Raw genomic sequence first — 22,626 nt, 5'->3', positions numbered from 1 at the left:
GCTAATAACCCAACTGTCACCGAAACCATTATAGGAGGCTATGGACTAAAAACCAGAAAAAAAACTAATCAGTTTTTTTACGATAAGGGCAATCATTCCGTTTCATTTCGGTTGCCCGCCGAATAGCAAAAAAATGGAGGCGATGGCTATGACGACAACGATTGGAAAAATTTTTGATTTAACGGTAAAAAAGTATCCAAACAAGGAAGCGCTGTATGATGTTCGAAAAAATCTCCGCTATACGTTTAAAGAATGGAGCGAACAGGTAAACCGCCTTGCCAATGCCCTTTTAAAAGAAGGGGTCAAAAAAGGGGACCGGGTTTCGACATTCACCTTTAATACTGAAGAATTGGGAACCGCCTTTTTCGCCTGTACTAAGATTGGAGCAATATTCAATCCGATAAATTTCCGCCTTACCCCTGAGGAAGTGGCGTTTATATTGAGCGATGCCGCCCCAAAGGCAGTGCTGTTTGAAAAAGCGTTAGAGCCTGTCGTGTCATCGATTGCTGGCCGTTTTCCTCAGATCTCCTTTTGGTTTATTGATGAAGAGCCGCCTGCCTATGCTGCTAGCTACAAGGAGAAAGTGGCAGCAGCTTCAACGGATGATATTCAGGCTGAAGTTGACGAAAACGATGTCTATGCCTTCATTTACACAAGTGGGACAACAGGAAGACCAAAGGGTGTGATGCACAGTCATCGCAACATGGTGGATCAAGCCTTACTTTGTATTGCTGCTCAAAAGCTTGAGAAGGAGGATGTAGGTCTTGTGACGGCGCCGATGTTTCATTGTGCCGAGCTGCATTGTGCCTTTCTGCCAAGGATCAATGCCGGTGCCAAAAACGTCATATTGCACCAGTTTAATCCAAAAGCCATCCTCTCATTAATTGAACAGGAAAAGATTACAAAGTTTTTTGCCGCGCCAACGATGTGGAATATGCTCTTGCAGGAAGACTTAAGCCAATACGATTTATCCAGCCTGAAGATTGGTTTGTACGGAGCAGCTCCAATGGCGCCGTCGTTGGTGCATGCACTTCATGATCGCTTGGGGATTTCCTTGATTCAAGCATATGGGATGACGGAGATGGGACCAGCGATTACCTTCCTTTCAGAAAAGGATCAGCTTAGAAAAGCCGGGTCCGCGGGGCAGGCCGCGTTAAATCATGATATCCGCGTTGTCCGTACGCGGGAAGACGGTCCATCCGATCCCGATGATGTCGTCCCTACTGGGGAAACGGGCGAAATAGTGGTCAAAGGACCTTGTATGATGCTGGGGTATTACAATCGTAAAGAAGCGACGGAAAAAGCAATGTATAAGGGTTGGTACCATTCAGGCGATATCGGTTATCTCGATGAAGAAGGCTATCTGTTTGTCAATGACCGGGTCGATGACATGATCATCAGTGGTGGAGAAAATATTTATCCGCGGGAGGTTGAGGATTTATTGCATAGCCACCCCGGTGTACTGGATGTTGCTGTGGTCGGTCAGCCTGATGATCGCTGGGGTGAAACCGTTAGCGCTTTTGTAGTGAAAAAGGATCCAAATGTGACTGAGCAGGATTTAAATGAATTCTGTAAAAATAGCAACAGTCTTGCCAATTATAAACGCCCCCGCAAATATGTTTTTTGTGAAGCACTTCCGCGCAATGCCAGCGGTAAAATCCAGAAATTTGTACTCCGCAAACAGCTTGAGGAGCTCTTCACCCAAGGTTCATAAGAACGGTTTTTAATGGTAAAGACTAAAAGTCATTGAATTTAGCAATTACCTGTACGAAACAGACAGCAGTAAAAGGGGCCTTGAGCCCCTTTTTAGTGAGCAAATATTCTTACTTAATTTTTACATACTGCCTTTTTTCCACCATCAACCGTTTTAACCGTAATTTTGACTGTGCTGCGTTTTTTAGCAATAATTTTACCTTTTGCATTTACTGTTGCAATGGATTTATTGCTGGATGTCCATACGACTTTTTTATTTGTGGCATTTGCTGAGTTAATCATTGCTTTAATGGTTGAGTTTTGGCCCACTTTTAAAGTTAGTTTGGCCTTAGAAAGCTTCACACTTTTGACAGGTTCAACAACGGTAATTGTACCTTTTGCCGTTTTATTGCCTGAGATGGTTTTAACGGCAATAACCGCCTTACCGGCTTTTTTCGCCACTATCCATTCATTTTTTACAGTGATGGATGCTGAGTACGGTTGATACTGATAATTAGTGATTGCTTTAATCCGATTTTGGCTGCTTGCAATAGAGAAGGCACCTTTTCCTTCTTTTGTTAACTTTATGATATATTTTTCAAATAAAACATCGAGTACATCGCCTTCACCAATGTTTTTAATGCTGCGAAACATCGTATATCCATCCCCGCCGGCGATTTCAAAATCGTTGGAGGCCAATACAATTTCTGTAGAATTATCATTGCGATCAAGGACAGTACCATTGTCTAATGTCATTTTTTGTACGCGTGAACCTGTTACGAGTTGACCTTTTGAAGGATCCCATCCAGCTAATATCAAATTTATTTTATTAAAAATACGAGTTGGAGTTTTATTCTATGTATGTTATATCGTTTATAAATCGTTCTTTATTAGAAACAATTTGAAGTAGAGTTTAGGACGATACCAAAACTTATAGATAATGGGGGAGAGATAATTGAAAAAGAAATTATTGTACACAGGAATGGCTGCGGCAATGCTATTAACAGGTTTTCCATCAACGGCGGTCGGTACAGCTATACCTACAACTGATTTTAAGAAAGATATCGAGGAAATAAGGAATGAAAATCACTCTAGTCAGGTTACTTCAAAGTTTAATAATTTAGATGTTAGTAAAATCATGAAAATTCCCAACCGTAATGGATTTAAGAAACTAGCATCAGAAAATGATTACATAATAGAAACTGAACCAAATGATTTTCCTTCTCTTGCAAATCCACTTGGATTAGGAATTGGGGCTGTTGGTGATTTTAGTTACGATGTGTATGGAAATGGAGATTTAGATTTTTATAGGATTAAAGTTCCGGAATCCGGATATCTTTGGCTTGGGATTATTATGGAGTATTCCGATTATCAAACTGATTTAGGGTTTGGGTTATTTAATTCAAATGAGGAAATTGTTAAACCAGTGGATTATGGAACTAGCGGGGAAGTTGATTACCGAGTACTGCCTGTTGAACCTGGGACCTATTATATTGCTGCAACAAATTTAGCCGATATCGCATCATATGATAACTACGTCCTATTGGCTAATATGCTGGATTTGACACCGCCAGCCGCACCAAAAGTAAACCCGATTGATGATAATGATAAAACCATTAACGGAAAAGCGGAAGCGACATCAACGGTCACCATTAAAAACGGCAGCAAAATTTTTAAAACAGTAAAAGCCAGTACGGACGGTAAATTTAAACTTACCCTTGCAAAACCATTCAAGGCTGGAACGAAACTTTCCTTTATAGCTGAAGATTCATCTGGAAACACAAGTAAAGCTACTGTAGTGAAAGTAGCAGACCAAACCGCTCCGCCTCTAACGGTCAATAAAGTTTACACTTCGAGTAAATATATAAGTGGAAAAACCGAAGCTAAAGTGTCCATTGCTGTAAAAATAGGAAGTAAAACAATCGGAAGCGGCAAATCGGATGCAAAAGGATTTTACAAACTTAAAATCAAGCCGCAAAAGAAGAACACAAAATTAACAGTGGTCGCAAAAGATTCTTATGGGAATGCAAAAACAGTTATCGCAAAAGTAAAATAAAAGTGAGGGAAGGAACCAGAGTGGTTTCTTCCCTCACTTTTTTGTGGGTGTAGAACAGTTAAAAACCAAAAGGGAGAATCTGTTTTTTCAAACCTAAAAGATAAGCGCTATAATAGAGTCAGTAAATTTTATACCTATAGCGAGAGGAGAAGCAATTTTGTTTGAAAAAGCGCAACCCCTATTACAATCCTATTTTGGTTACAACTCCTTTAGAAAAGGCCAAGAACAGGCGATCCGCTCGGTATTAACCGGCAATAATACGATTTGTGTAATGCCGACAGGCGGCGGGAAGTCGATTTGCTATCAAATTCCTGCTCTTATTTTGCCGGGCACCTCGATTGTCATATCCCCGCTGATTTCACTTATGAAGGACCAAGTCGATACCCTTGTTCAGGCCGGGATACCGGCCACTTTCATTAACAGTTCGCTCAGCTTCCAGGAGTCCTTTGATCGAATGCAAGCGGCGAGGCAGGGAGCCTACAAACTGCTGTACATAGCACCGGAACGGTTGGAATCCCGAGAATTTCTGGAGGACTTAAGACAAATGGACATTCCTCTAGTGGCGGTTGACGAGGCCCACTGTATTTCCCAATGGGGACATGATTTCCGCCCAAGCTACCGGCAAATTCAGCGCTTAATCCAAGGTCTGCCGCAAACGCCGAAGGTCCTTGCCTTGACGGCGACAGCAACTCCGAGAGTCCGTGAAGACATCTGCAGCCTGCTTAAAATTGATGAAAGAAACATGATCATTACCGGTTTTGAACGGGAGAACCTTTCTTTCTCCGTCATAAAAGGGCAAGACCGGTTAAAGTTTCTCTTAGGCTATTTGAAAAAGAATGCCAAAGAATCAGGCATTATCTATGCAGCAACAAGAAAAAATGTTGACCAGCTTTATGAAAGATTAAGGCGGGAAAATATTAATGTTGCGCGCTATCATGCCGGAATGGGGGAAGGAGAACGCAGTCAAGAGCAGGACCGGTTTCTTACCGACAAAGCTACGGTAATGGTGGCGACCTCAGCCTTTGGGATGGGGATCGACAAATCCAATATCCGCTACTGCATCCACTGGCAGCTTCCGAAAAACATGGAAAGCTATTATCAGGAAGCCGGGCGTGCAGGAAGAGATGGGTTGAAAAGTGAGTGTATTGTCCTTTATTCGCCGCAGGATGTTCAGATTCAGCGATTCTTAATTGAACAATCCAGCGACAGAAGCAGAATCACCCAGGAGCTAGAAAAACTGCAGCAAATGGTTGATTATTGTCACACAGAGAGCTGTCTTCAGGAATTTATTTTGCATTATTTTGGCGAGACTGAAACAGAACCTTGCGGCAGATGCGGCAACTGCACTGATTCCCGAATGCAAATGGATGTGACGAAAGAGGCACAAATGGTTATGTCCTGTGTAATTCGCATGGGCCAGCGTTTTGGCAAGACCTTAACCGCCCAGGTGCTTACCGGCTCTAAAAATAAGAAGGTTATCGAGCTTGGCTTTGACAGACTATCAACCTATGGAATCATGAAAGATAAAGGAGCAAAGGACGTCAGTGATTTTATTGAATTTTTAATTTCCCAGGAATTAATCGGAATTGAACAGGGAACGTTTCCGACCCTTTACGTTTCACCTAAGGGAAAAGATATTTTACTAGGAAATGCGCAAGTTTTTCGCCGGGAGACTGTGCAGGTAAAACAGGTTTCCATTAGTGATCCGTTATTTGAAACATTACGTGAGATTAGGAGACAAATTGCCACTCAAGAAAATGTACCGCCATTTGTGATATTCTCCGATGCGGCGCTTAAGGATATGTGTGCTAAACTGCCAAAAACAAACGAGGAATTCTTGCAGGTAGGGGGTGTTGGCGAATATAAGCTGCAGAAATATGGCGCTGATTTCATTCAAGCTATTCGTACTTTCCTAGAAGAACATCCTAATTACTCCAATGAACTGGAGGCACCTCCTAACAAAAAGCAATAGGCATTAACACATATCCCACCCTCTGAATATGGTAAAGAAGGTGTCAAATCCAATGGAACACACTTTTTAGGGGGTGGTCTTTGTGAGAATTCATGTGGTAAAAAGCGGCGACACGCTCTGGCGTATCTCGCAAATGTACGGGATTTCGATCAATCAAATCGCTGCCGCGAACGGCTTAGATAATCCAAATCAGCTGGTGCTCGGGGAAGCCTTGGTTATTCCGGCGCCCTATCAGCAGTACATTGTCCAACGTGGCGATACTCTTTGGGCGATTGCCCAGCGCTTAGGCGTAACAATGCAGGAAATCATAAACGCAAACCAACTGACTGACCCGACAAAAATTTACGTTGGCCAGGTACTGACAATTCCTATTTTATACCATACTGTTCAATCAGGAGAAACTCTATCAGCGATTGCCAGTCGTTATGGCACAACTGTTAGTGCCATTGTTCAAGCCAATCAAATTCAGAACGCAGCGATGATTTATGTCGGGCAAAGGCTGAGAATTCCGGAAGCACCTAAACCGGTGATTGAGGTAAATGCCTATGTAACTGATATGGGGACAACTGGGGCAAACATTGTCGCCCCACTGACGTCTTACTTTACCTATGTCAGCCCATTTAGTCACAGTGTTGGTGAAGATGGCAGCATTGCAGCGTTAAATGATGAAGCCATCATTAGAACTGCCCGGGAAAGAAATACAGCCCCGCTTCTGGTCATTACGAACTTTGTCGGCAATAAGTTTAGCGCCGAACGGGCTGCGTTAATTCTGGGAACGCCGGAGCTTCAGGATAAACTAATTGACAATATTTTAACGATGTTAAAACAGAAAGGTTATGCTGGAGTCAATATTGACTTTGAATATGTCAATCCCGGAGACAGGGAAAATTATAATAACTTTTTACGAAAAGTGGTGGCCAGGCTGCGACCGCAAGGATATTCCGTTTCAACTGCCCTGGCTCCCAAAATCACAGCCGGCCAAAAAGGACAATTATATGAGGCCCATGATTACGCTGCACATGGGGAGATCGTCGATTTTGTCGTGATCATGACGTATGAGTGGGGCTGGATTGGCGGCAGACCTTGGGCTGTTGCCCCAATCAGTGAAGTTCGAAAAGTATTGAATTATGCTGTAACAGAAATCCCGCGCAATAAAATAGTTATGGGTGTTCCGTTATATGGCTATGATTGGAAGATTCCTTGGGTGCAGGGAACGCTGGCGAGAATTATCAGTCCGAAGGAAGCCGTCAACATCGCCGCCAAATATGGGGTTGCCATCAGCTTTGATGAAACCTATCAATCTCCATACTTCCGTTACGTCGATGAAACCGGACAGCAGCATGAAGTATGGTTTGAGGATGCCCGCAGTATGCAGGCGAAATATGATACTGTCAAAGCATACAAGCTCCGCGGGATCAGCTATTGGGTGTTAGGAAACCCCTTCCCGCAGAACTGGCTGGTGCAGGCGGCTAACTTTACGGTCAAGAAAGTTTAAACCAAAAACAAATGACGGGCTGACATAATCCATGGTTAAAAAAACAGACCCTATCGTTTCATTCGATGGGGTCTGTTTTTAAAAATGCCATTCATCAGCAGCAGCGTGAAACCTTCCCGTCTTTTGCATTGTATCGTGCTTCTTGAGCCTCACAGAAGAACTCTTTCCGGGTTTTTACCGGCTCACCAGGATGGTGCGATTTCATATGCTCAACGTAAGTTTCATAGCTTGGAACTCCAACCAGAAGGCTGAGAAACTGCTTCCGGTAGGTATTGAATTTACGTAATTTATCCAGCATAATTGGTGACATCTCCTCCATCACGAGGCACATATGGCGCCTCATGTAAGGGCAGTTTATGACCTACAATGACCTTAAACCAAATCCGCAGTGCAGAAATTAACACGACCAGAACAACAATCATGAAAATAGCACAAAGTGCAGCATCCACATAGTCGTTCATTAATACTTGCTTCATTTGAGCAGCATTTGCCGCTGGAGCAAGCACTTTTCCTTCATTATATGCATCTTGGAAAATTTTCGCATGGGACAGAAAGCCAACTTTTGGATTTTCGTGGAACAGCTTTTGCCAGCCAGCCGTTAAAGTGACAATTAACAGCCAGGTTGTTGGGATCAATGTAACCCATGTGTAGGCTTTTTTCCCCATTTTAAACAGGATGGTTGTACCAAGCAGTAAAGCTATCCCAGCAAGCATTTGGTTGGCAATTCCAAATAACGGCCACAGTGTATTGATACCGCCAAGCGGATCGACTACCCCTTGATAGAGGAAGTAACCCCAGAAGGTTACACATAAAGCAGTTGCAATAATATTTGGAATTAATGCTTCTGTTTTGGCAAATGGTTTATAAACAGTACCAATCAAGTCTTGGATCATAAATCGGCCGACACGGGTCCCTGCATCAATCGTTGTTAAAATAAATAAGGCTTCAAAGAGAATCGCAAAGTGATACCAAAATGCCATCAAGGCTTCACCGCCGATGACTTTTGAGAAAATAACCGCCATCCCAATCGCCAGCGTCGGCGCCCCGCCGGTTCTCGATAGAATTGTTGACTCCCCAACATGTTTTGCAATCGTACTTAAATCTTCCGGTGTAACGGTAAAGCCCATGTTTGTAATGACTTTTGCGGCTTGAACGACATCTGTTCCAATTAATGCTGCCGGGCTGTTAATCGCAAAATATACCCCTGGATGGAGCACACAGGCAGCAATCATCGCCATAACAGCAACAAATGATTCAGTCAACATTGCTCCATAGCCAATTGGGCGGGCATGCGACTCGACTTCAATCATTTTAGGTGTTGTACCGGAAGAGACGAGGGCGTGGAATCCGGAAACAGAACCGCAGGCAATCGTAATAAATAGGAACGGGAAGAGGTTGCCGGCGAAAACAGGACCTGTTCCATCGATAAACTTCGTTACACCAGGCATTTCAAGATTTGGGGCAACAACGATAATTCCTATTGCCAAGGCAAAAATGGTTCCAACCTTTAAGAACGTACTCAAGTAGTCCCGTGGTGCCAACAGCAGCCATACTGGTAAGACGGAAGCGATGAAACCATAAATAATCATCATAATGGCAATCGTTTCCCCTTTAAAGGTAAACATAGCGGCTAAAGTTGGATTTTCGGCAACCGATTGTCCTAAAAATAAGGAAATTAGTAATAAAATAATTCCAATTAAGGAAGCTTCGCCAACGCGGCCGGGCCGAATAAAACGCATATAAATCCCCATGAAAATCGCAATTGGAATCGTTGCCGCAATTGTGAACATACCCCAAGGGCTGCCTACGAGCGCTTTCACAACTACCAGTGCCAACACAGCTAATAAAATGACCATGATCCCTAAAATACCGACCATCGAAATGATACCAGTAAACTTACCCATTTCATCCTTGATCATTTCACCAAGGGATTTACCATTACGGCGCATCGAACCAAAGAGAATAATAAAGTCTTGAACGGCACCGGCTAAGACAACTCCAACGACAATCCAGAGAGTCCCCGGAAGGTAACCCATTTGCGCGGCCAAGATTGGACCAACTAGCGGCCCTGCTCCAGCAATCGCCGCAAAGTGATGGCCAAAAAGGACCCATTTGTTCGTCGGGACATAGTCCTTCCCGTCATTATGAATTTCTGCGGGAGTTTTTCGACGGTCATTGAGTTGAAAAACCTTTTCGGCAATAAATTTGCTGTAAAAACGGTAGCCAATCGCGTACACGCAGATGGCAGCAGTTAGCAGCCAAATGGCGTTTATGGTTTCCCCACGCTTTAAGGCCATTACAGCAAATCCTACTGCACCCAACGCAGCAATGACCCCCCATATCAAAATAGACTTTAACGTTTTCAAATATATACCCACCTTTCCCAAAGTATGGCTATATTATATTTAATTATTCGGAAAATTAAAACACCTATTATCCATTTTTGTGGAAATTACCCATTATTCTCGTCTTAACGCATAATGTTGCAATGATTCTTGCTAAAAAAACTTATTTTGCCTTAAACTAGATAAATAATGAAGAAGTTATGTGGTGAGAAGATGGAAGAACAAGCGTTACAAACAAAAGAGATCATGGATGTTTGTTTGCTGGCTGGAAAAATTATGCTGCAATCCGGCGGTGAAACGTACCGCGTGGAAGATACGATGACGCGGATCGCCGCTTCATTTGGGCTTAAACAGACACATAGTTATGTTACGCCCACGGGAATTATTTTTTCGGCTGAGGGCACCGGCCCTACCAGAACGAAACTAATCAGGATATCCGAACGCTCAACAGATTTGAAAAAGGTCGATCTGGTCAACAGCATTTCAAGAGGAATTTCCAACGGTGAGATTGATTTACAAGAAGCGGCTGAACGATTGAATGAAATCCATTCGATGGACTTAACATTCCCCTTTAGGATCCAAGTTGTTGCAGCGTCACTGGCAAGCGGCTGTTTCATGATTATGTTCAATGGGACCTGGAATGATTTTCTTCCGGCAATGCTGACCGGAGGGGCTGGCTTTCTAAGCTACGTTTATTTTCACCGTTTTGTTCCGGTTAAATTTTTCTCAGAATTTTTGGCGTCGTTTATCATTGGTCTGATGTCCTTTTTTTTCGTAAAAATGGGGTTTGGGCATCAATTAGATAAAATCATCATTGGTTCTGTGATGACCTTGGTTCCGGGACTGTTAGTGACAAATGCCATTCGGGATTTAATGGCGGGGCATTTGGTAGCCGGGCTGTCAAAGGGAGCAGAAGCATTTCTGACAGCTTTCGCGATTGGGGCAGGAATTGCCGCAGTTGTATCATTTTTGTGAAACGAGGTAAAGTAAGATGGATATCCTTGCCCAATTAATAACCAGCTTTTTTGCCACCGCCGCCTTTGGCGTCATTTTTAACATACCAAAGGAATCATTAATCAGATGCGGGCTGATCGGTATGGGCGGCTGGCTGATTTATTATATTTTAAATGGTTATTTTGGCAATGCGGTTTTGGCCACATTGTTGGCAACTGTTTTTATCGCTGTCTTGGGCCAGCAAATGGCGAAGGTTTATAAAACGCCAGTGATTATTTTTACTGTTGCCGGAATTATTCCGCTTGTACCCGGTGGTCTCGCCTATGATTCGATGCGGAATATTGTCGAAAACGATTATAATATGGCTATTGCTTCGGCAGCAAAAGTTCTAATGCTGGCCGGAACGATTGCATTCGGACTTGTCTTTTCCGAGGTTATCAACCAAATCATCAAAAAAGTAACTGCCTACAGGGGAAAAGGCTAAATGGTTTAGGAACAACTTGCACAGCCCATAGATTTTTATCATAACAATGCCACTTATTGGATATGAACGAATTCCCCTTTAAAACTATCGTAATATATGGTATGGTAGGTTGAATAACTTTTCCCTAAAATGTTTTACAAGGAATGAAAAGATTATATGAAAAAATGGATCATAATCGTTGTGATTTTGGCATTTTCCTTTTTTGGGGTAAAATCAATTTTAGACGTTAAGGCTAAGCAAGCGGCTCCAGTGGCAGTGAAACAAGCTGCACCATTGAAGACACGCCAGCTTGCCCTGCAATCATACAAACCCATTTTACCCAAAAGCAAGATCTTGGATGTACCGTTAATTAATCAGATGGACAATCCGAGGCTTTATAATGGATGTGAGGTTGCCAGCATGGCAATGGTCCTTAACTATAACGGAGTAAAGGTTTCGAAAAACGAGCTGGCGAAAAATATTAAAAGAGTCCCTTTTACATACCCGAATGGATTAAAAGGAAATCCGAATGTCGGGTTTGTCGGCAATATGGAACGTGGACCCGGTCTTGGGGTCTATAATGGACCCATGTTTGCTCTTGCTAAGAAATATGCTGGCGATAAAGCGGTGAATTTAACAAACAGTCCATTTACAGATCTATTAAAAAAGATCAGCCAAGGGCACCCCGTTTGGATTGTTACCACGGTCAATTTTACTCCTGTTTCGAATTTTAAAACATGGAACACACCTCAGGGAAAAATAAACATTACCTTTAGCGAGCACAGCGTCGCCATAACTGGTTATGATGACAAGTATGTATATGTGAACGACCCTTATGGAGTGAAGAATCGCAAATGCAACCGGACGTATTTTATTAAAGCCTGGGAGCAAATGGGCAGACAAGCCATTGTCATCGAAAAATAATGGGAAACCTCTATAACGGTGGTTTTTCCATTCGTTTAGGCGGCATAAATCGATATCATTGACGAAGGCAGGGGAATAAACATCCTCTGCCTTCGATTTTGCTTTATATAGCTATATTTTTGTAACCTGAAAGGTGCATGTTCATTTGCTAGTTTTCAGCATGTAAAAATTCAACGATAAATTGCCGCGATACATTTTCCACTGTAGGTTTAATAACCTAAACGACGTAAGCCCTACCTCTCTTACATCCTTACGGCTCCGAGGCCGTTCCAGTGTGAATAAGTCTTTCCGTTAAAACAATAGTGGAGCCAGAAAATATTCCTACATTTGTCTAATCAAGTTACATAAAAAGTAAAGCACAATTTAATAATATACGTCTAAATGCTTTAATAGTCAAGAAAAATTATAAATAATTCCTAAAAATACTTTTTCCGGCAGGAATTTTCCCTGTTTACATAAAGAATCTAAGGAAGTTATCGTTTAAGAGACTTCCTTATTTTTTTCCCAAATTCAAAAAATGTCGAAAAAAATCGTATTTCATAAAAAACATGGTACAATAGAACCAAGAATAATTTATGAACATTTTTGCAATCTTTTGAATGTTATGGTATTAAGGAGTTATTAATATGGGTGACACGAGTCAAAGTCCTAAGCTGATTTTTGAAGAGAAAAAAGCGGTAAAGTTATTTTTAACGTTATTCTATCTATTTTTTATAACTTACAATGTCTTTTGGTACTCAATTTTACCTAAATTTTCTATACGCTCGAATCATCAATATTTAAAAGAGGGGCTTGGTATTTGGCTTTATATTTGTGTTATCGGTTTTCTTCCGGTATCAGTTTACATTTATAAGAAAAAGGGTCCATATTTTGTTAAATACTTCGTTTTTATCAGTTATATTTTCATAGATGTAATTGATAACCTGTTAAGGTATTTTGGTTCATCACAACCATTGGCTTCAGGAAATATAGTGGAACTGCTATTTGTAGTTATTGCTCCAATATTTGTGAATAAACGGTTTTTTTGGACTGTTTCTTTTGGTTTGATTGGTAAATATTGTTTTTTGGGAGTTATCCTTCATGATATGGATACGATTGTACCAATTGTCATAATTCTTACATTGGTCGTTATCTCTTATATTTTGCTTAATCGCTTTTTTTCATATATTCATTCACTAACGGCGGTCAATGAAGAGCTTCATCAAAAAGAAAAGCTGGCAGTCATTGGGCAAATGGCAGCAACCATCGGCCACGAGATACGCAATCCGTTGGCATCACTTAAAGGGTTTGCCCAGCTTCAGCACGAGCGATATCCTGAAACTAGTGATTATTATTCCATTATGATTCAGGAAATAGATCGGCTTGATTTAATTGTCAATGATTTAATGTATATCAGTAAATCGAAAGCACTTCAAATTGAAAAGGCAAATATAAAAGACATCATTAGTTATACCATCTCAATTATGGAACAACAGGCGTTTGCCCAAAATGTTAAGATTGAAACAGAAATGGAAGAACCTCTCCCGTTGTTAGACTGTGACGAGAAACAATTGAAACAAGTGTTTATCAATCTGTTGAAGAATGCGATAGAAGCAATGCCAGAGGGAGGTACAATTAGAATAACGGCGCAGTCGTTGGGTGATTCAAAAATTGCTATATCTGTTGAGGATGAAGGCTGTGGCATAAAAAGTGAAGATATTCCTAATCTAAAAGTTCCTTTTTTTACTACAAAAAAAGGTGGTACAGGCCTTGGTTTAGTGATCACGAACAAAATAATTAAGGAGCATCACGGCGATGTGAATATAGAAAGCAACGTAGGAAAAGGGACGAAGGTAACGGTAACTTTACCGCGAGAAAGCAATCATCATTCGTAAATAAAATTGATAAAATAAAAGGTTACAAGGGGTTTATGAATAGTCTATAATGTAATTGAAAAATATTTTCATGACATCTTAGATTAGTGATGTGTTTGATACACGTGGAGGTTTTTATGATACCACATGAAGAGAAACGAGCCATAAAATGGTTTCTGTTATTTTTCTATATTATTTTTATTGGTTCGGATGCTGTTTATTATTTTATTTTACCTGATTACATTTTTCATGTCAGGAGTGGTCTCCCTAGTAATATTTGGTATTTAAACTATGCACTGCTTATTATATTGATTCCTGTTATTATTTATCTTTTTAAAACTAATAACCAATCTTTAATCAAATATATCTTTTTCATTTGCTATGTAGTGTCTGCTGCTCTTGTTGATATTGTGACATTTTTTGGTAGAGGGGATTCCTATACAAGTGGGAATATGGTAGAAGTGTTTTTAATTCTAACATTACCACTATTTTTGAATATAAGTTACTTTTGGGTAGTAAGCTTAGGAATAGCGATCAAATACATACTAATTGGGATTGTTTTGAATACTTCCTATGTTGTAATGCCAATATCATTACTTACAGTATTAGCGATAATGTCTTTCTTTCTATTAATCCGTTTTCGGGGTTATGTTCGTGCAGTAAGCAATTCATACGATGAACAACTGGATGGAATTGTTAAGGGAGTAATAGCTACCTTGGAGCTAAAAGACCCCTATACAAGAGGTCATAGTGAGAGGGTAGCCAGTTATGCACTAATGCTATTGCAAAATATAAGAAAGTTTTCAAAAAAGGAACAAAAATCATTTTACCATGCCTGTTTGCTTCACGATATCGGAAAAGTCCATATTCCCGATTCTATTTTGATGAAGCCTGGAAAACTAACAGAAGAAGAATTAGACATTATTAAAATACACCCTGTTGTTGGAGCTGAAGCAGTCAAGAATGTCGAAGGAATTAAGGATTGTATTAGTGTTATTCGCTCCCATCATGAACGCTGGGATGGGAAAGGCTACCCAGATGGGTTAAGAGGAGAAGAGATTCCCTTATTAGCTAGAGTCGCTGCAATTGCCGATGCCTTTGATGCAATGACGTCGTCACGATCTTATCGATCAGCGTTACCAGCCGATGTGGCTTATCAGCGAATAATTGAGGGCAAGGGGTCACAGTTTGATCCTGTGTTGGTAGAATCATTTAAAAATGTATATCCAGCATGGGTCGACTTTCATCAAAAATACCCATGGAATTAAAAAAGATTAAAGGAGGGAAAGCTATGAAAATCCGTAAGTTAAAAAAGGTAAAAACTACTTGCTGGTGGTGTGGATTCTTCGGATTAAAGCCATGGTAAAAGGGGGGGTGCTGGTAAAAACCGGCACCTCTTGTGTTTGAATAAAGTTATTATAGGGTAGGTGTTGAAATGAACTTCACCCATGATTCGCACCTTAAATTAATACCATTAAATATAATTCAGGATAAAAAACATTTTATTGTCGAAGATCCAACGTCAGGTGAATTTTATGAAATGCCGGAGGTTTGTATTGAAGCGATTCGTCTTCTTAACGAGGGGAATTCATTAGGGGAGATCGAGCGAGAGCTGAAAGAAAAATATCCAACTGAAGAAGTGGATTTACTCGATTTTGCCCAGCAGCTATTAGAACTGCAGCTTGTTACGGAAATTGACGGTGTAAAGGTTGAGACCAAAGAAAAAGAAAAGCTTCCTCAAGGATTTTTGAGGGTCTCTCCACAGCTTGGAAACTTCTTTTTTAATAAGGCTGCCTATTTTGTATATGGCGCGTTGTTTATCGGCAATGTCGTTCTTTTTGCTGCTAATCCGTCATTATTCCCAACATATAAAGATTTGTTTATCTTTGATTATATGTTTTTAAATATCCTCGCATGGATGTTATTATCTTTTATATTTGTTTTGATCCATGAATTGGGTCATATACTGGCGATGAGGGCCTTTAATCTGCCAACAAAATTAGAGATTGGCCACCGTCTGTTCCTGGTGGTGTTTGAAACGGACATGGGCCCGGTCTGGAAGCTGCCGCCCAGAAATCGGAATGTTTTATATTTAGCAGGGCTTTGCTTTGATACGGTGATTCTTTTTCTGGCGTTAATTTGTCAGCTGCTTCTTTCCGGTCAGTCTGGCATGCATCCAGGGGTCCTTGATGTCATTGTGTTAGATACATTTATCCGGATAGTATACCAGTGCTGTATCTATATGAAAACAGATCTATACTACGTGTTTGAGAATATGTCGGGCTGCTATAACTTAATGGAAAGTGCCCAGCAGGTTTTAAGAAAATGGGTGCCGTTTCTGAACCAAGCTGACAAGGAAACAGTAATTTATCCTGAGGAGAGAAGGACTGTCCTTATATATTCCGTCTTTTATTTGCTCGGAGTCGGTTTAACCCTCCTTTTATTTGCCTTTTATTATATTCCACAATTATTGTTTGCTTGGAAAAAGGTGCTCCCCGGCTTTTCACAAGGGGTGGACACACTGCCATTTTGGGATGCTGCGATGTTTGTCCTGCAAATTTTCATTGTCCTGCTGCTATTACTTTTTTCTTGGCAAAAAAAATACCTTCGCCGTCGGGCCTAATGGAAAAAGGTGTCAGTCACCATTTGCGGTTCCTGACACCTTTTTCCTATGCACCGAAATTCAACTTACTAACGGACTCGCAACCGGCGAGTTTTCTTTATAGTTTGAAGGAGCTCTTTAAGGAAACAATCCGGTTGAATACTAATTTATCGACGGTGGTATCTTTTGGATCAACATTGAAATAGCCATGCCTAAAGAATTGGAATTTATCATGTGGCCGGCTTTCTTTCATGTTCGGTTCGACATAGCCATGGAATATCTGCAGTGAATTTGGGTTTACATGATCAAGGAATGTCCCTTCATCATCTTCCTCTGATTCACTCAAAATTAATGGTTCATACAGGCGGAATTCTGCGGGAACAGCGTGCGTGGCTTCCACCCAATGAATGGTTCCCTTTACCTTTCTGCCGGTAAAACCGGTACCGCTCTTTGTTTGCGGGTCGTAAGTGCAGCGCAGCTCGACCACATTTCCATCAGCATCTTTCACGATTTCCTCACATTTAATGAAATAGGCATGTTTTAAACGCACTTCATTGCCTGGGAAAAGGCGGAAATATTTTTTCGGCGGATTCTCCATGAAATCTTCTTGTTCGATATAGATCTCACGCGAGAATGGAATTTTCCGCACACCCATTTCCGGATTTTCAGGATTAATCTCGGCATCCAGCAATTCGATTTGTCCTTCCGGATAATTGGTGATGACGACTTTTAACGGATTTATGATTCCCATCGTCCGCGGTGCTTTTAATTTTAAATCCTCTCGGACAAAATGCTCCAGCATTTCGAAATCAACGGTCGCATTATTTTTTGAAACAGCGGTTTCGCGAACAAAATTACGAATGGATTCCGGGGTGAATCCTCTGCGGCGCATTCCGGAAATCGTCGGCATCCGCGGGTCATCCCAGCCATCGACATAGCCTTCTTCAACCAGTTGCTTCAACTTGCGTTTACTCATTACAGTATTCGTCAAATTCAAGCGGCCAAACTCGATTTGCTGCGGTTGATGTTTCATTTCACATTGTTCGACAACCCAATTATAAAATGGCCGCTGATCCTCGAATTCTATTGTGCAAATGGAGTGGGTAATGCCTTCAATTGCATCCTCGAGCGGGTGAGCAAAGGCGTACATCGGATAGATGCACCACTTGTCACCCGTGTTATGATGCGTTACATGAGCAATGCGGTAAATAACCGGGTCGCGTAAATTGATATTGGGTGAAGCCATATCGATTTTGGCCCGTAAAACTTTTTCACCATCGGCAAATTCGCCGGCCCGCATTCGTTCAAACAATTCAAGGTTCTCCTCAATCGTCCGATTCCGATATGGACTGTTTTTGCCAGGCTCAGTAAGGGTGCCGCGATACTCGCGGATTTCATCAGCACTTAAGTCATCAACATAGGCCAGCCCTTTTTTAATTAACAGAACAGCTCGGTTATACATTTCATCGAAATAATCGGAGGCGAAAAATAAGTTGTCCCATTCAAAGCCGAGCCATTTGACATCCTCCTTAATGAAATTAACAAATTCGACATCTTCCTTGGCCGGATTTGTATCATCAAAGCGGAGGTTCGTTTTTCCGTTAAATTCATCCGCCAAGCCAAAGTTGAGGATGATCGATTTGGCATGCCCGATATGCAGGTAACCGTTAGGCTCAGGCGGGAACCGGGTTACAATTGTATCGCGTTTGCCTGATTCTAAATCCTTAATCATGATATCCCTTATAAAATTAGAGTTCTGATTTTCCACTCTTTTCAACCTCTTTCATCTTGTCTATTCTATAAATACCACAAATATTGATATTTTTCCATTCTTCCCAACAAATCAGCGGAAAAACGGAAGGAAACAGGATTTTTTCTCCTATAATGGAAGCAATACCAAAATGATTTTTTAGTGGAAAATAAAAAATACCAGTGAATTGACTAGCCCCACTGGCATTCCTGATGATGATGCTAATTCCAATTGAATCACTTCACCCCTTCCGTTTCTTTTTGGCTTTTTTACAAAAAAATTTGGAATTTGTCTAAGGCTATTATTTAGAAAATTCCCAAACAAATGAACTACCATAGTTGAGAGAGAGTTTCTTGTGAAACAAAAGAATATCTTTTAAAATAATACTGATTCGTACTGGTACTGAAAAGATTGGACGGATGACCATGTTATTTGTGACAGAAATGCCAAAAGAAGCGAAAAAGAAAATTTTCTATACCGCCTTGATTCTCTTCACAAGCAAAGGATTCAAGCATACTTCTGTACTTGATATTGTGGAGCAGGCAAGGATTTCAAAAACAACCTTTTATCAGCACTTCTCCAGTAAAGAAAATTTAATGGAACAACTGTTTGCCGAGTTATTTGCGGAAATGGTTGAAGAGGTTAGGCTGGAGATCAACAAAGAGGAGCGGACGGCATACAAGGCTTATGTCGGAATCCGCCGCTATATCGAAATTTGTTTTACCGATATGAAGGTTGCCAACTTAATGCTGATTGAATCGGTGGGTGTCTCCAAGGAAGTGGAGCAGGTTAGAAGTGAAGCACATCGTAGCTTTGCCCAGCTGATGTTGCAAACGGTTCAAGGTCTCTTGCCGAAGACTGTCTCAGAAACAGAGCTGCGGATTGTATCGCAAGCGATGATTGGAGCCATTAATGAGGTAATAGTGCAAAATTATTATAAAGTACGCGAAAATCCATTAAACATTGACGAACTGGCCCGCCTTTTAAATCGAATCGTGATCGGAGCATTTGTTCATTTAGCAAATGAATAATTGTTTTTTGGATGCAGTGAAAAGCGGAAACTAAAATGTGTGAAATTACAGGATGGAGTGAGCAAAAATGCGGATTTTTGACATATCCAGAAAGCTGCAAACGGGCATGCCGGTATGGCCCGGCGATACCCCCTTTCAATATGATGTTTCAAGTACGACAACGGGAAATACGACAGTAAATGTCGGCAGTCTGATATTAAGTGCCCATGCCGGAACACATGTCGATGCCCCATTTCACTTCGACCCTAATGGAAAAAAAATAATTGATTTAGACCCGGGACTTTATGTCGGTCCAGCAAGGGTGGTAGATATGACGAACAAGGCCCGGATTGGTGTAAAAGAACTGAAAAACATCAATTTTGATGGGATGCAAAGAATCTTGTTGAAAACCCTCGCGTGGAAAAATCCTGCACAATTTCCAGGAAAAATCCCCTATCTTGAGCCGAACCTGGCCCCGTTCTTAGCCACTAAGGGCGTCAGGCTGATTGGTCTAGATGTCCCCTCAGTTGATCCGCTTGACAGTGAGGACCTTCCAGCACATAAGAGTTTAAATGAAAATGGAATCCATATCCTGGAATCTGTAATCCTCGACGAAGTAGAACCTGGTGATTATGAGTTAATCGCTTTGCCGCTGCCGCTTGTCGAAGGAGACGGCAGTCCGGTTCGGGCCATACTCAGGTGTCATGAACGGTAGGTTAGCTTGTTCAGCGGGAAACAGGTGCAAGAAGAAAGGGTGCTCTTTTTGTCTTCTATTTGCTGGTCATCCTCGAAATAAACCGGAAAGTGATGTAAATCAATTTATTGAAGTGAGGGAGGTGCTATACTGAAGTATATCTTTGCTAAAGGAGGCGACGACCATGAGCGCAACTTTTCAAATGGATGGAAATAGAATGATTATTGACGTGCGTGAACGGATTGCCAGAGGCGAGCACCCACGCCGTGAAATATTAAATGCAGTTAAAGCGGCCCCACTCGGGACGATTTTTGAAATCCATTTGCCACACCGGGCTGAGCCGCTGATCGCCACACTGCAATCGTTAGGATTGAACGTTGTTGTCAATGAACTAGAACCAATGCATTTCCGTCTTATGGCGGCGAAACTTGATTCATTTTAAAATTCAATTGCTGGATGGAGTTAATCCAATCCGGCTTATATTTTTTAAAAAAAATTCTAATTTCAGATTCAGAATGTTATGAAGACTATCTAACTCCATCATCCATTGATTACTCATTTATCCTCCACCTCGTTGGAGGATTTTTTGTTTTCATGCTATAGCAAATTCTGAACCCCTTTCGAAAAAGTGCCAAAATTTTAATTATTGCTGTATAATTTAATAGAAGAACAAGCTCGTTTCCTCAAATTATCTCTTTCTATGTTTGTAGGGGAAAATCGGTACATATTTAAATTTTTTTGGAGGGGATTAGAATGGCTTTTGATATTCGTGACTCAGCTTTATCAATTAAAACAGAGTTTCCGCGAAAAGTACGTCAGATTGAACATGTGTGGATTCCGATGTCTGATGGTACACGGCTTTCGGCGAGGATTTGGCTTCCCGAGGATGCAGAGCAAAATCCGGTCCCTGCCATACTAGAATACATACCATATCGAAAAAATGACTTTACAGCTTTGCGGGATTCCGTCCGTCATCCATATTTTGCCGGACATGGTTATGCCAGTATTCGTGTCGATATGCGCGGATCTGGAGATTCAGATGGAATTCTTTATGATGAATATTTGCCGCAAGAGCAGGATGATGCCTTGGAGGTATTAACTTGGATTGCGGAACAGCCATGGTCAACGGGGGCTGTGGGTATGATTGGAAAATCATGGGGAGGATTCAATGGGCTTCAGGTGGCAGCGAGACGCCATCCCGCACTTAAAGCAATCATTACTCTCTGTTCCACTGACGATCGTTATGCCGATGATGTTCATTACATGGGCGGCTGTCTACTTGCATCGGACATGCTTTGGTGGGCCTCGACAATGCTGGTTTATAATGGCCGTCCCGCAGACCCTCAGATTGTTGGGGAAGAGTGGCGTTCCTCATGGCTTGAGCGGCTTGAAAAAACACCGCCATTTGTTGAGGAATGGGTGAAGCATCAACGTCGGGATGCTTATTGGAAACATGGTTCGGTTTGTGAAAATTACCAAGATATTAATATACCAGTCTTCGCTGTTGGCGGCTGGGCTGATGGCTATACAAATGCCATTTTCCGTCTGCTTGAAGGACTACAGGTACCGCGGAAGGGGCTAATTGGACCGTGGGCACATGAATTTCCGGAGGCTGCGGTGCCAGGACCGGCAATTGGATTTCTACAGGAAGCCTTGCGCTGGTGGGATCATTGGCTAAAAGGCATCGATACGGGTATTATGGAGGAACCAATGCTGAGGGTTTGGATGCAGGAGTCGGTTCCTCCTCAAGTGAATTACGAGGAACGACTGGGCCGCTGGGTCGCTGAATCCTCGTGGCCATCACCCGACAGTACTCCGGTTGAGTATTGGCTGGACGACAACAGGTTGACGGAAGGAAAGGCAGCTGTCACTAAGGTGATTTCCCTTTCAAGTGTTCAACAGCATGGATTATATTCAGGTGTTTGGTGCCCGTTTGGTCAAGAGGGAGATTTTGCTTCCGATCAGCGGCTAGAGGATGGAGTGTCGGTTTGCTTTACTTCCAATCCTTTAACTGAACCAATGGAGATTCTTGGTTTTCCAGAAGTATCAGTGGAACTTGCTGCTGATTGTCCGAATGCTTTCATTGCTGCCCGTTTATGTGATGTTGCACCAGATGGAGCTTCAACGCTTGTCAGCTGGGGAATGCTGAATTTAACTCATCGCAACAGTCATGAATTTCCGGAACCACTTGTTTCGGGACAACATTATTCGATTTCCTTCCGGCTTAATGCGGCTGGATATGTCCTGCCTGCAGGTCATCGTTGGCGTTTGGCATTGTCGCCAACTTACTGGCCGCATGCATGGCCATCACCTGAACCCGTTACATTGCAGGTTTTTTTGGGTGAAAAAACATATTTAAGACTGCCGGTTCGTGCTGCTCAACTGCTGGATGAAGATCTTCCGGAATTCGCATCTCCGGAAACAGCAGAATGCATGGAACGGGAGGTTATAAGACCCGAGAGCCGAACAAGGAAGGTGCATCATGACCTTATCAAAGGAGTATGGGATCTCGAAGATGTTTCTGATGAAGGAGCCTATCGATTATTTTACAATGGGATCGAATATGGCAGTATAAATCGAAATTTATATCGGATCAGGGAAGCTGACCCGTTGTCGGCGGAGGTACGTTGTGAGTGGTCACTAACCTTGGGGCGCGGTGACTGGCAGACGCGTCTTGAAACAATCAGCACGATGGAGTCCGATCAATATCAGTTTTATCTAACCAATAAATTGGTGGCATTTGAGGGAGAGAAGGAAGTTTTTACAAAGACATGGAGAACGGAGATTCCGAGAGATTTAGTGTAGGAAAATTATTT

General features: G+C 41.8%; 18 protein-coding genes. 14 read left to right on the top strand and 4 right to left on the bottom strand.

All coding sequences use genetic code 11. From position 1 onward, the window contains the following. Window positions 1-148 precede the first annotated feature (148 nt). Window positions 149-1,714, top strand: coding sequence for a fatty acid--CoA ligase (locus tag RCG24_RS11860; RefSeq protein WP_308077055.1), 1,566 nt, complete (start codon window positions 149-151; stop codon window positions 1,712-1,714). Window positions 1,715-1,827: 113 nt separating this feature from the next. Here the strand turns inward: RCG24_RS11860 and RCG24_RS11855 are convergent, their stop codons facing one another. Then, window positions 1,828-2,511, bottom strand: coding sequence for an Ig-like domain-containing protein (locus RCG24_RS11855; protein WP_308077054.1), 684 nt, complete (start codon window positions 2,509-2,511; stop codon window positions 1,828-1,830). A gap of 136 nt (window positions 2,512-2,647) precedes the next feature. Between RCG24_RS11855 and RCG24_RS11850 the strand changes: the two genes are divergently transcribed. The 3 genes from RCG24_RS11850 (at window position 2,648) to RCG24_RS11840 (ending at window position 7,215) form a co-directional block, all read left to right on the top strand. Next, window positions 2,648-3,748, top strand: coding sequence for an Ig-like domain-containing protein (locus RCG24_RS11850; protein ID WP_308077053.1), 1,101 nt, complete (start codon window positions 2,648-2,650; stop codon window positions 3,746-3,748). A gap of 157 nt (window positions 3,749-3,905) precedes the next feature. Continuing rightward, window positions 3,906-5,720 (top strand): DNA helicase RecQ, encoded by a 1,815-nt coding sequence (gene recQ / locus RCG24_RS11845; RefSeq protein ID WP_308077052.1) that lies wholly within the window; start codon window positions 3,906-3,908, stop codon window positions 5,718-5,720. An 82-nt stretch (window positions 5,721-5,802) separates the two neighbouring features. After that, a complete protein-coding gene (locus RCG24_RS11840; RefSeq protein WP_308077051.1) occupies window positions 5,803-7,215 on the top strand; it encodes a glycoside hydrolase family 18 protein in 1,413 nt (470 codons plus the stop codon). Window positions 7,216-7,309: 94 nt separating this feature from the next. On the opposite strand, the gene RCG24_RS11835 is transcribed toward RCG24_RS11840, so the two are convergent. Further along, complete coding sequence (locus tag RCG24_RS11835) at window positions 7,310-7,513, bottom strand: YbdD/YjiX family protein (RefSeq protein ID WP_202654913.1); 204 nt, start codon at window positions 7,511-7,513, stop codon at window positions 7,310-7,312. Then, on the bottom strand, window positions 7,503-9,581 hold the full coding sequence (locus RCG24_RS11830; protein ID WP_308077050.1) for a carbon starvation CstA family protein: 2,079 nt from the start codon (window positions 9,579-9,581) through the stop codon (window positions 7,503-7,505). The genes RCG24_RS11835 and RCG24_RS11830 overlap by 11 nt, the downstream gene beginning before the upstream one ends. A gap of 192 nt (window positions 9,582-9,773) precedes the next feature. Between RCG24_RS11830 and RCG24_RS11825 the strand changes: the two genes are divergently transcribed. From RCG24_RS11825 to RCG24_RS11800, 6 genes are all read left to right on the top strand, one after another. Next, window positions 9,774-10,535 (top strand): threonine/serine exporter family protein, encoded by a 762-nt coding sequence (locus RCG24_RS11825; protein ID WP_308079164.1) that lies wholly within the window; start codon window positions 9,774-9,776, stop codon window positions 10,533-10,535. A gap of 16 nt (window positions 10,536-10,551) precedes the next feature. Beyond that, the gene (locus RCG24_RS11820) at window positions 10,552-10,998 is read left to right on the top strand and encodes a threonine/serine exporter family protein (RefSeq protein WP_308077049.1); all 447 of its coding nucleotides are present in this window, start codon (window positions 10,552-10,554) and stop codon (window positions 10,996-10,998) included. 156 nt (window positions 10,999-11,154) lie between these two features. Further along, window positions 11,155-11,901 carry a C39 family peptidase gene (locus RCG24_RS11815; protein ID WP_308077048.1) on the top strand — a complete coding sequence of 249 codons (747 nt, stop codon included), beginning with the start codon at window positions 11,155-11,157 and terminating at the stop codon, window positions 11,899-11,901. Between the two features lie 626 nt (window positions 11,902-12,527). Then, window positions 12,528-13,775: an ATP-binding protein gene (locus RCG24_RS11810; protein ID WP_202654918.1), complete on the top strand. Its 1,248-nt coding sequence runs from the start codon at window positions 12,528-12,530 to the stop codon at window positions 13,773-13,775. Window positions 13,776-13,891: 116 nt separating this feature from the next. Next, complete coding sequence (locus tag RCG24_RS11805; RefSeq protein ID WP_202654919.1) at window positions 13,892-15,022, top strand: HD-GYP domain-containing protein; 1,131 nt, start codon at window positions 13,892-13,894, stop codon at window positions 15,020-15,022. A gap of 167 nt (window positions 15,023-15,189) precedes the next feature. Next, window positions 15,190-16,377 (top strand): hypothetical protein, encoded by a 1,188-nt coding sequence (locus tag RCG24_RS11800; RefSeq protein WP_308077047.1) that lies wholly within the window; start codon window positions 15,190-15,192, stop codon window positions 16,375-16,377. Window positions 16,378-16,474: 97 nt separating this feature from the next. On the opposite strand, the gene RCG24_RS11795 is transcribed toward RCG24_RS11800, so the two are convergent. After that, window positions 16,475-18,124 (bottom strand): glutamine--tRNA ligase/YqeY domain fusion protein, encoded by a 1,650-nt coding sequence (locus RCG24_RS11795; RefSeq protein ID WP_308077046.1) that lies wholly within the window; start codon window positions 18,122-18,124, stop codon window positions 16,475-16,477. A 407-nt stretch (window positions 18,125-18,531) separates the two neighbouring features. Between RCG24_RS11795 and RCG24_RS11790 the strand changes: the two genes are divergently transcribed. From RCG24_RS11790 to RCG24_RS11775, 4 genes are all read left to right on the top strand, one after another. Beyond that, window positions 18,532-19,137 carry a TetR/AcrR family transcriptional regulator gene (locus RCG24_RS11790; RefSeq protein ID WP_308077045.1) on the top strand — a complete coding sequence of 202 codons (606 nt, stop codon included), beginning with the start codon at window positions 18,532-18,534 and terminating at the stop codon, window positions 19,135-19,137. Window positions 19,138-19,204: 67 nt separating this feature from the next. After that, a complete protein-coding gene (kynB, locus tag RCG24_RS11785; protein ID WP_308077044.1) occupies window positions 19,205-19,831 on the top strand; it encodes an arylformamidase in 627 nt (208 codons plus the stop codon). A 163-nt stretch (window positions 19,832-19,994) separates the two neighbouring features. Next, window positions 19,995-20,252 (top strand): DUF2249 domain-containing protein, encoded by a 258-nt coding sequence (locus RCG24_RS11780; RefSeq protein ID WP_202654926.1) that lies wholly within the window; start codon window positions 19,995-19,997, stop codon window positions 20,250-20,252. A gap of 311 nt (window positions 20,253-20,563) precedes the next feature. Next, on the top strand, window positions 20,564-22,615 hold the full coding sequence (locus RCG24_RS11775) for a CocE/NonD family hydrolase (RefSeq protein WP_308077043.1): 2,052 nt from the start codon (window positions 20,564-20,566) through the stop codon (window positions 22,613-22,615). Window positions 22,616-22,626: the final 11 nt, after the last annotated feature.

Origin of the sequence: Neobacillus sp. OS1-32 (assembly GCF_030915425.1) — a bacterium.
GTDB classification, from domain to species: domain Bacteria; phylum Bacillota; class Bacilli; order Bacillales; family Cytobacillaceae; genus Neobacillus; species Neobacillus paridis.
The sequence above is the reverse complement of the archived record's forward strand: the minus strand, read 5'-3'. Positions and strand labels throughout refer to the sequence as shown.

Bases quoted from the DNA above. Each gene is read 5' to 3' on its own strand.
- RCG24_RS11780 (WP_202654926.1), top strand. From the start codon at position 19,995: ATGAGCGCAACTTTTCAAATGGATGGAAATAGAATGATTATTGACGTG.
- RCG24_RS11835 (WP_202654913.1), bottom strand. From the start codon at position 7,513: ATGCTGGATAAATTACGTAAATTCAATACCTACCGGAAGCAGTTTCTC.
- RCG24_RS11775 (WP_308077043.1), top strand. From the start codon at position 20,564: ATGGCTTTTGATATTCGTGACTCAGCTTTATCAATTAAAACAGAGTTT.
- RCG24_RS11860 (WP_308077055.1), top strand. From the start codon at position 149: ATGACGACAACGATTGGAAAAATTTTTGATTTAACGGTAAAAAAGTAT.
- RCG24_RS11820 (WP_308077049.1), top strand. From the start codon at position 10,552: ATGGATATCCTTGCCCAATTAATAACCAGCTTTTTTGCCACCGCCGCC.
- RCG24_RS11800 (WP_308077047.1), top strand. From the start codon at position 15,190: ATGAACTTCACCCATGATTCGCACCTTAAATTAATACCATTAAATATA.
- kynB (WP_308077044.1), top strand. From the start codon at position 19,205: ATGCGGATTTTTGACATATCCAGAAAGCTGCAAACGGGCATGCCGGTA.
- RCG24_RS11810 (WP_202654918.1), top strand. From the start codon at position 12,528: ATGGGTGACACGAGTCAAAGTCCTAAGCTGATTTTTGAAGAGAAAAAA.
- RCG24_RS11815 (WP_308077048.1), top strand. From the start codon at position 11,155: ATGAAAAAATGGATCATAATCGTTGTGATTTTGGCATTTTCCTTTTTT.
- RCG24_RS11790 (WP_308077045.1), top strand. From the start codon at position 18,532: ATGTTATTTGTGACAGAAATGCCAAAAGAAGCGAAAAAGAAAATTTTC.
- RCG24_RS11805 (WP_202654919.1), top strand. From the start codon at position 13,892: ATGATACCACATGAAGAGAAACGAGCCATAAAATGGTTTCTGTTATTT.
- RCG24_RS11825 (WP_308079164.1), top strand. From the start codon at position 9,774: ATGGAAGAACAAGCGTTACAAACAAAAGAGATCATGGATGTTTGTTTG.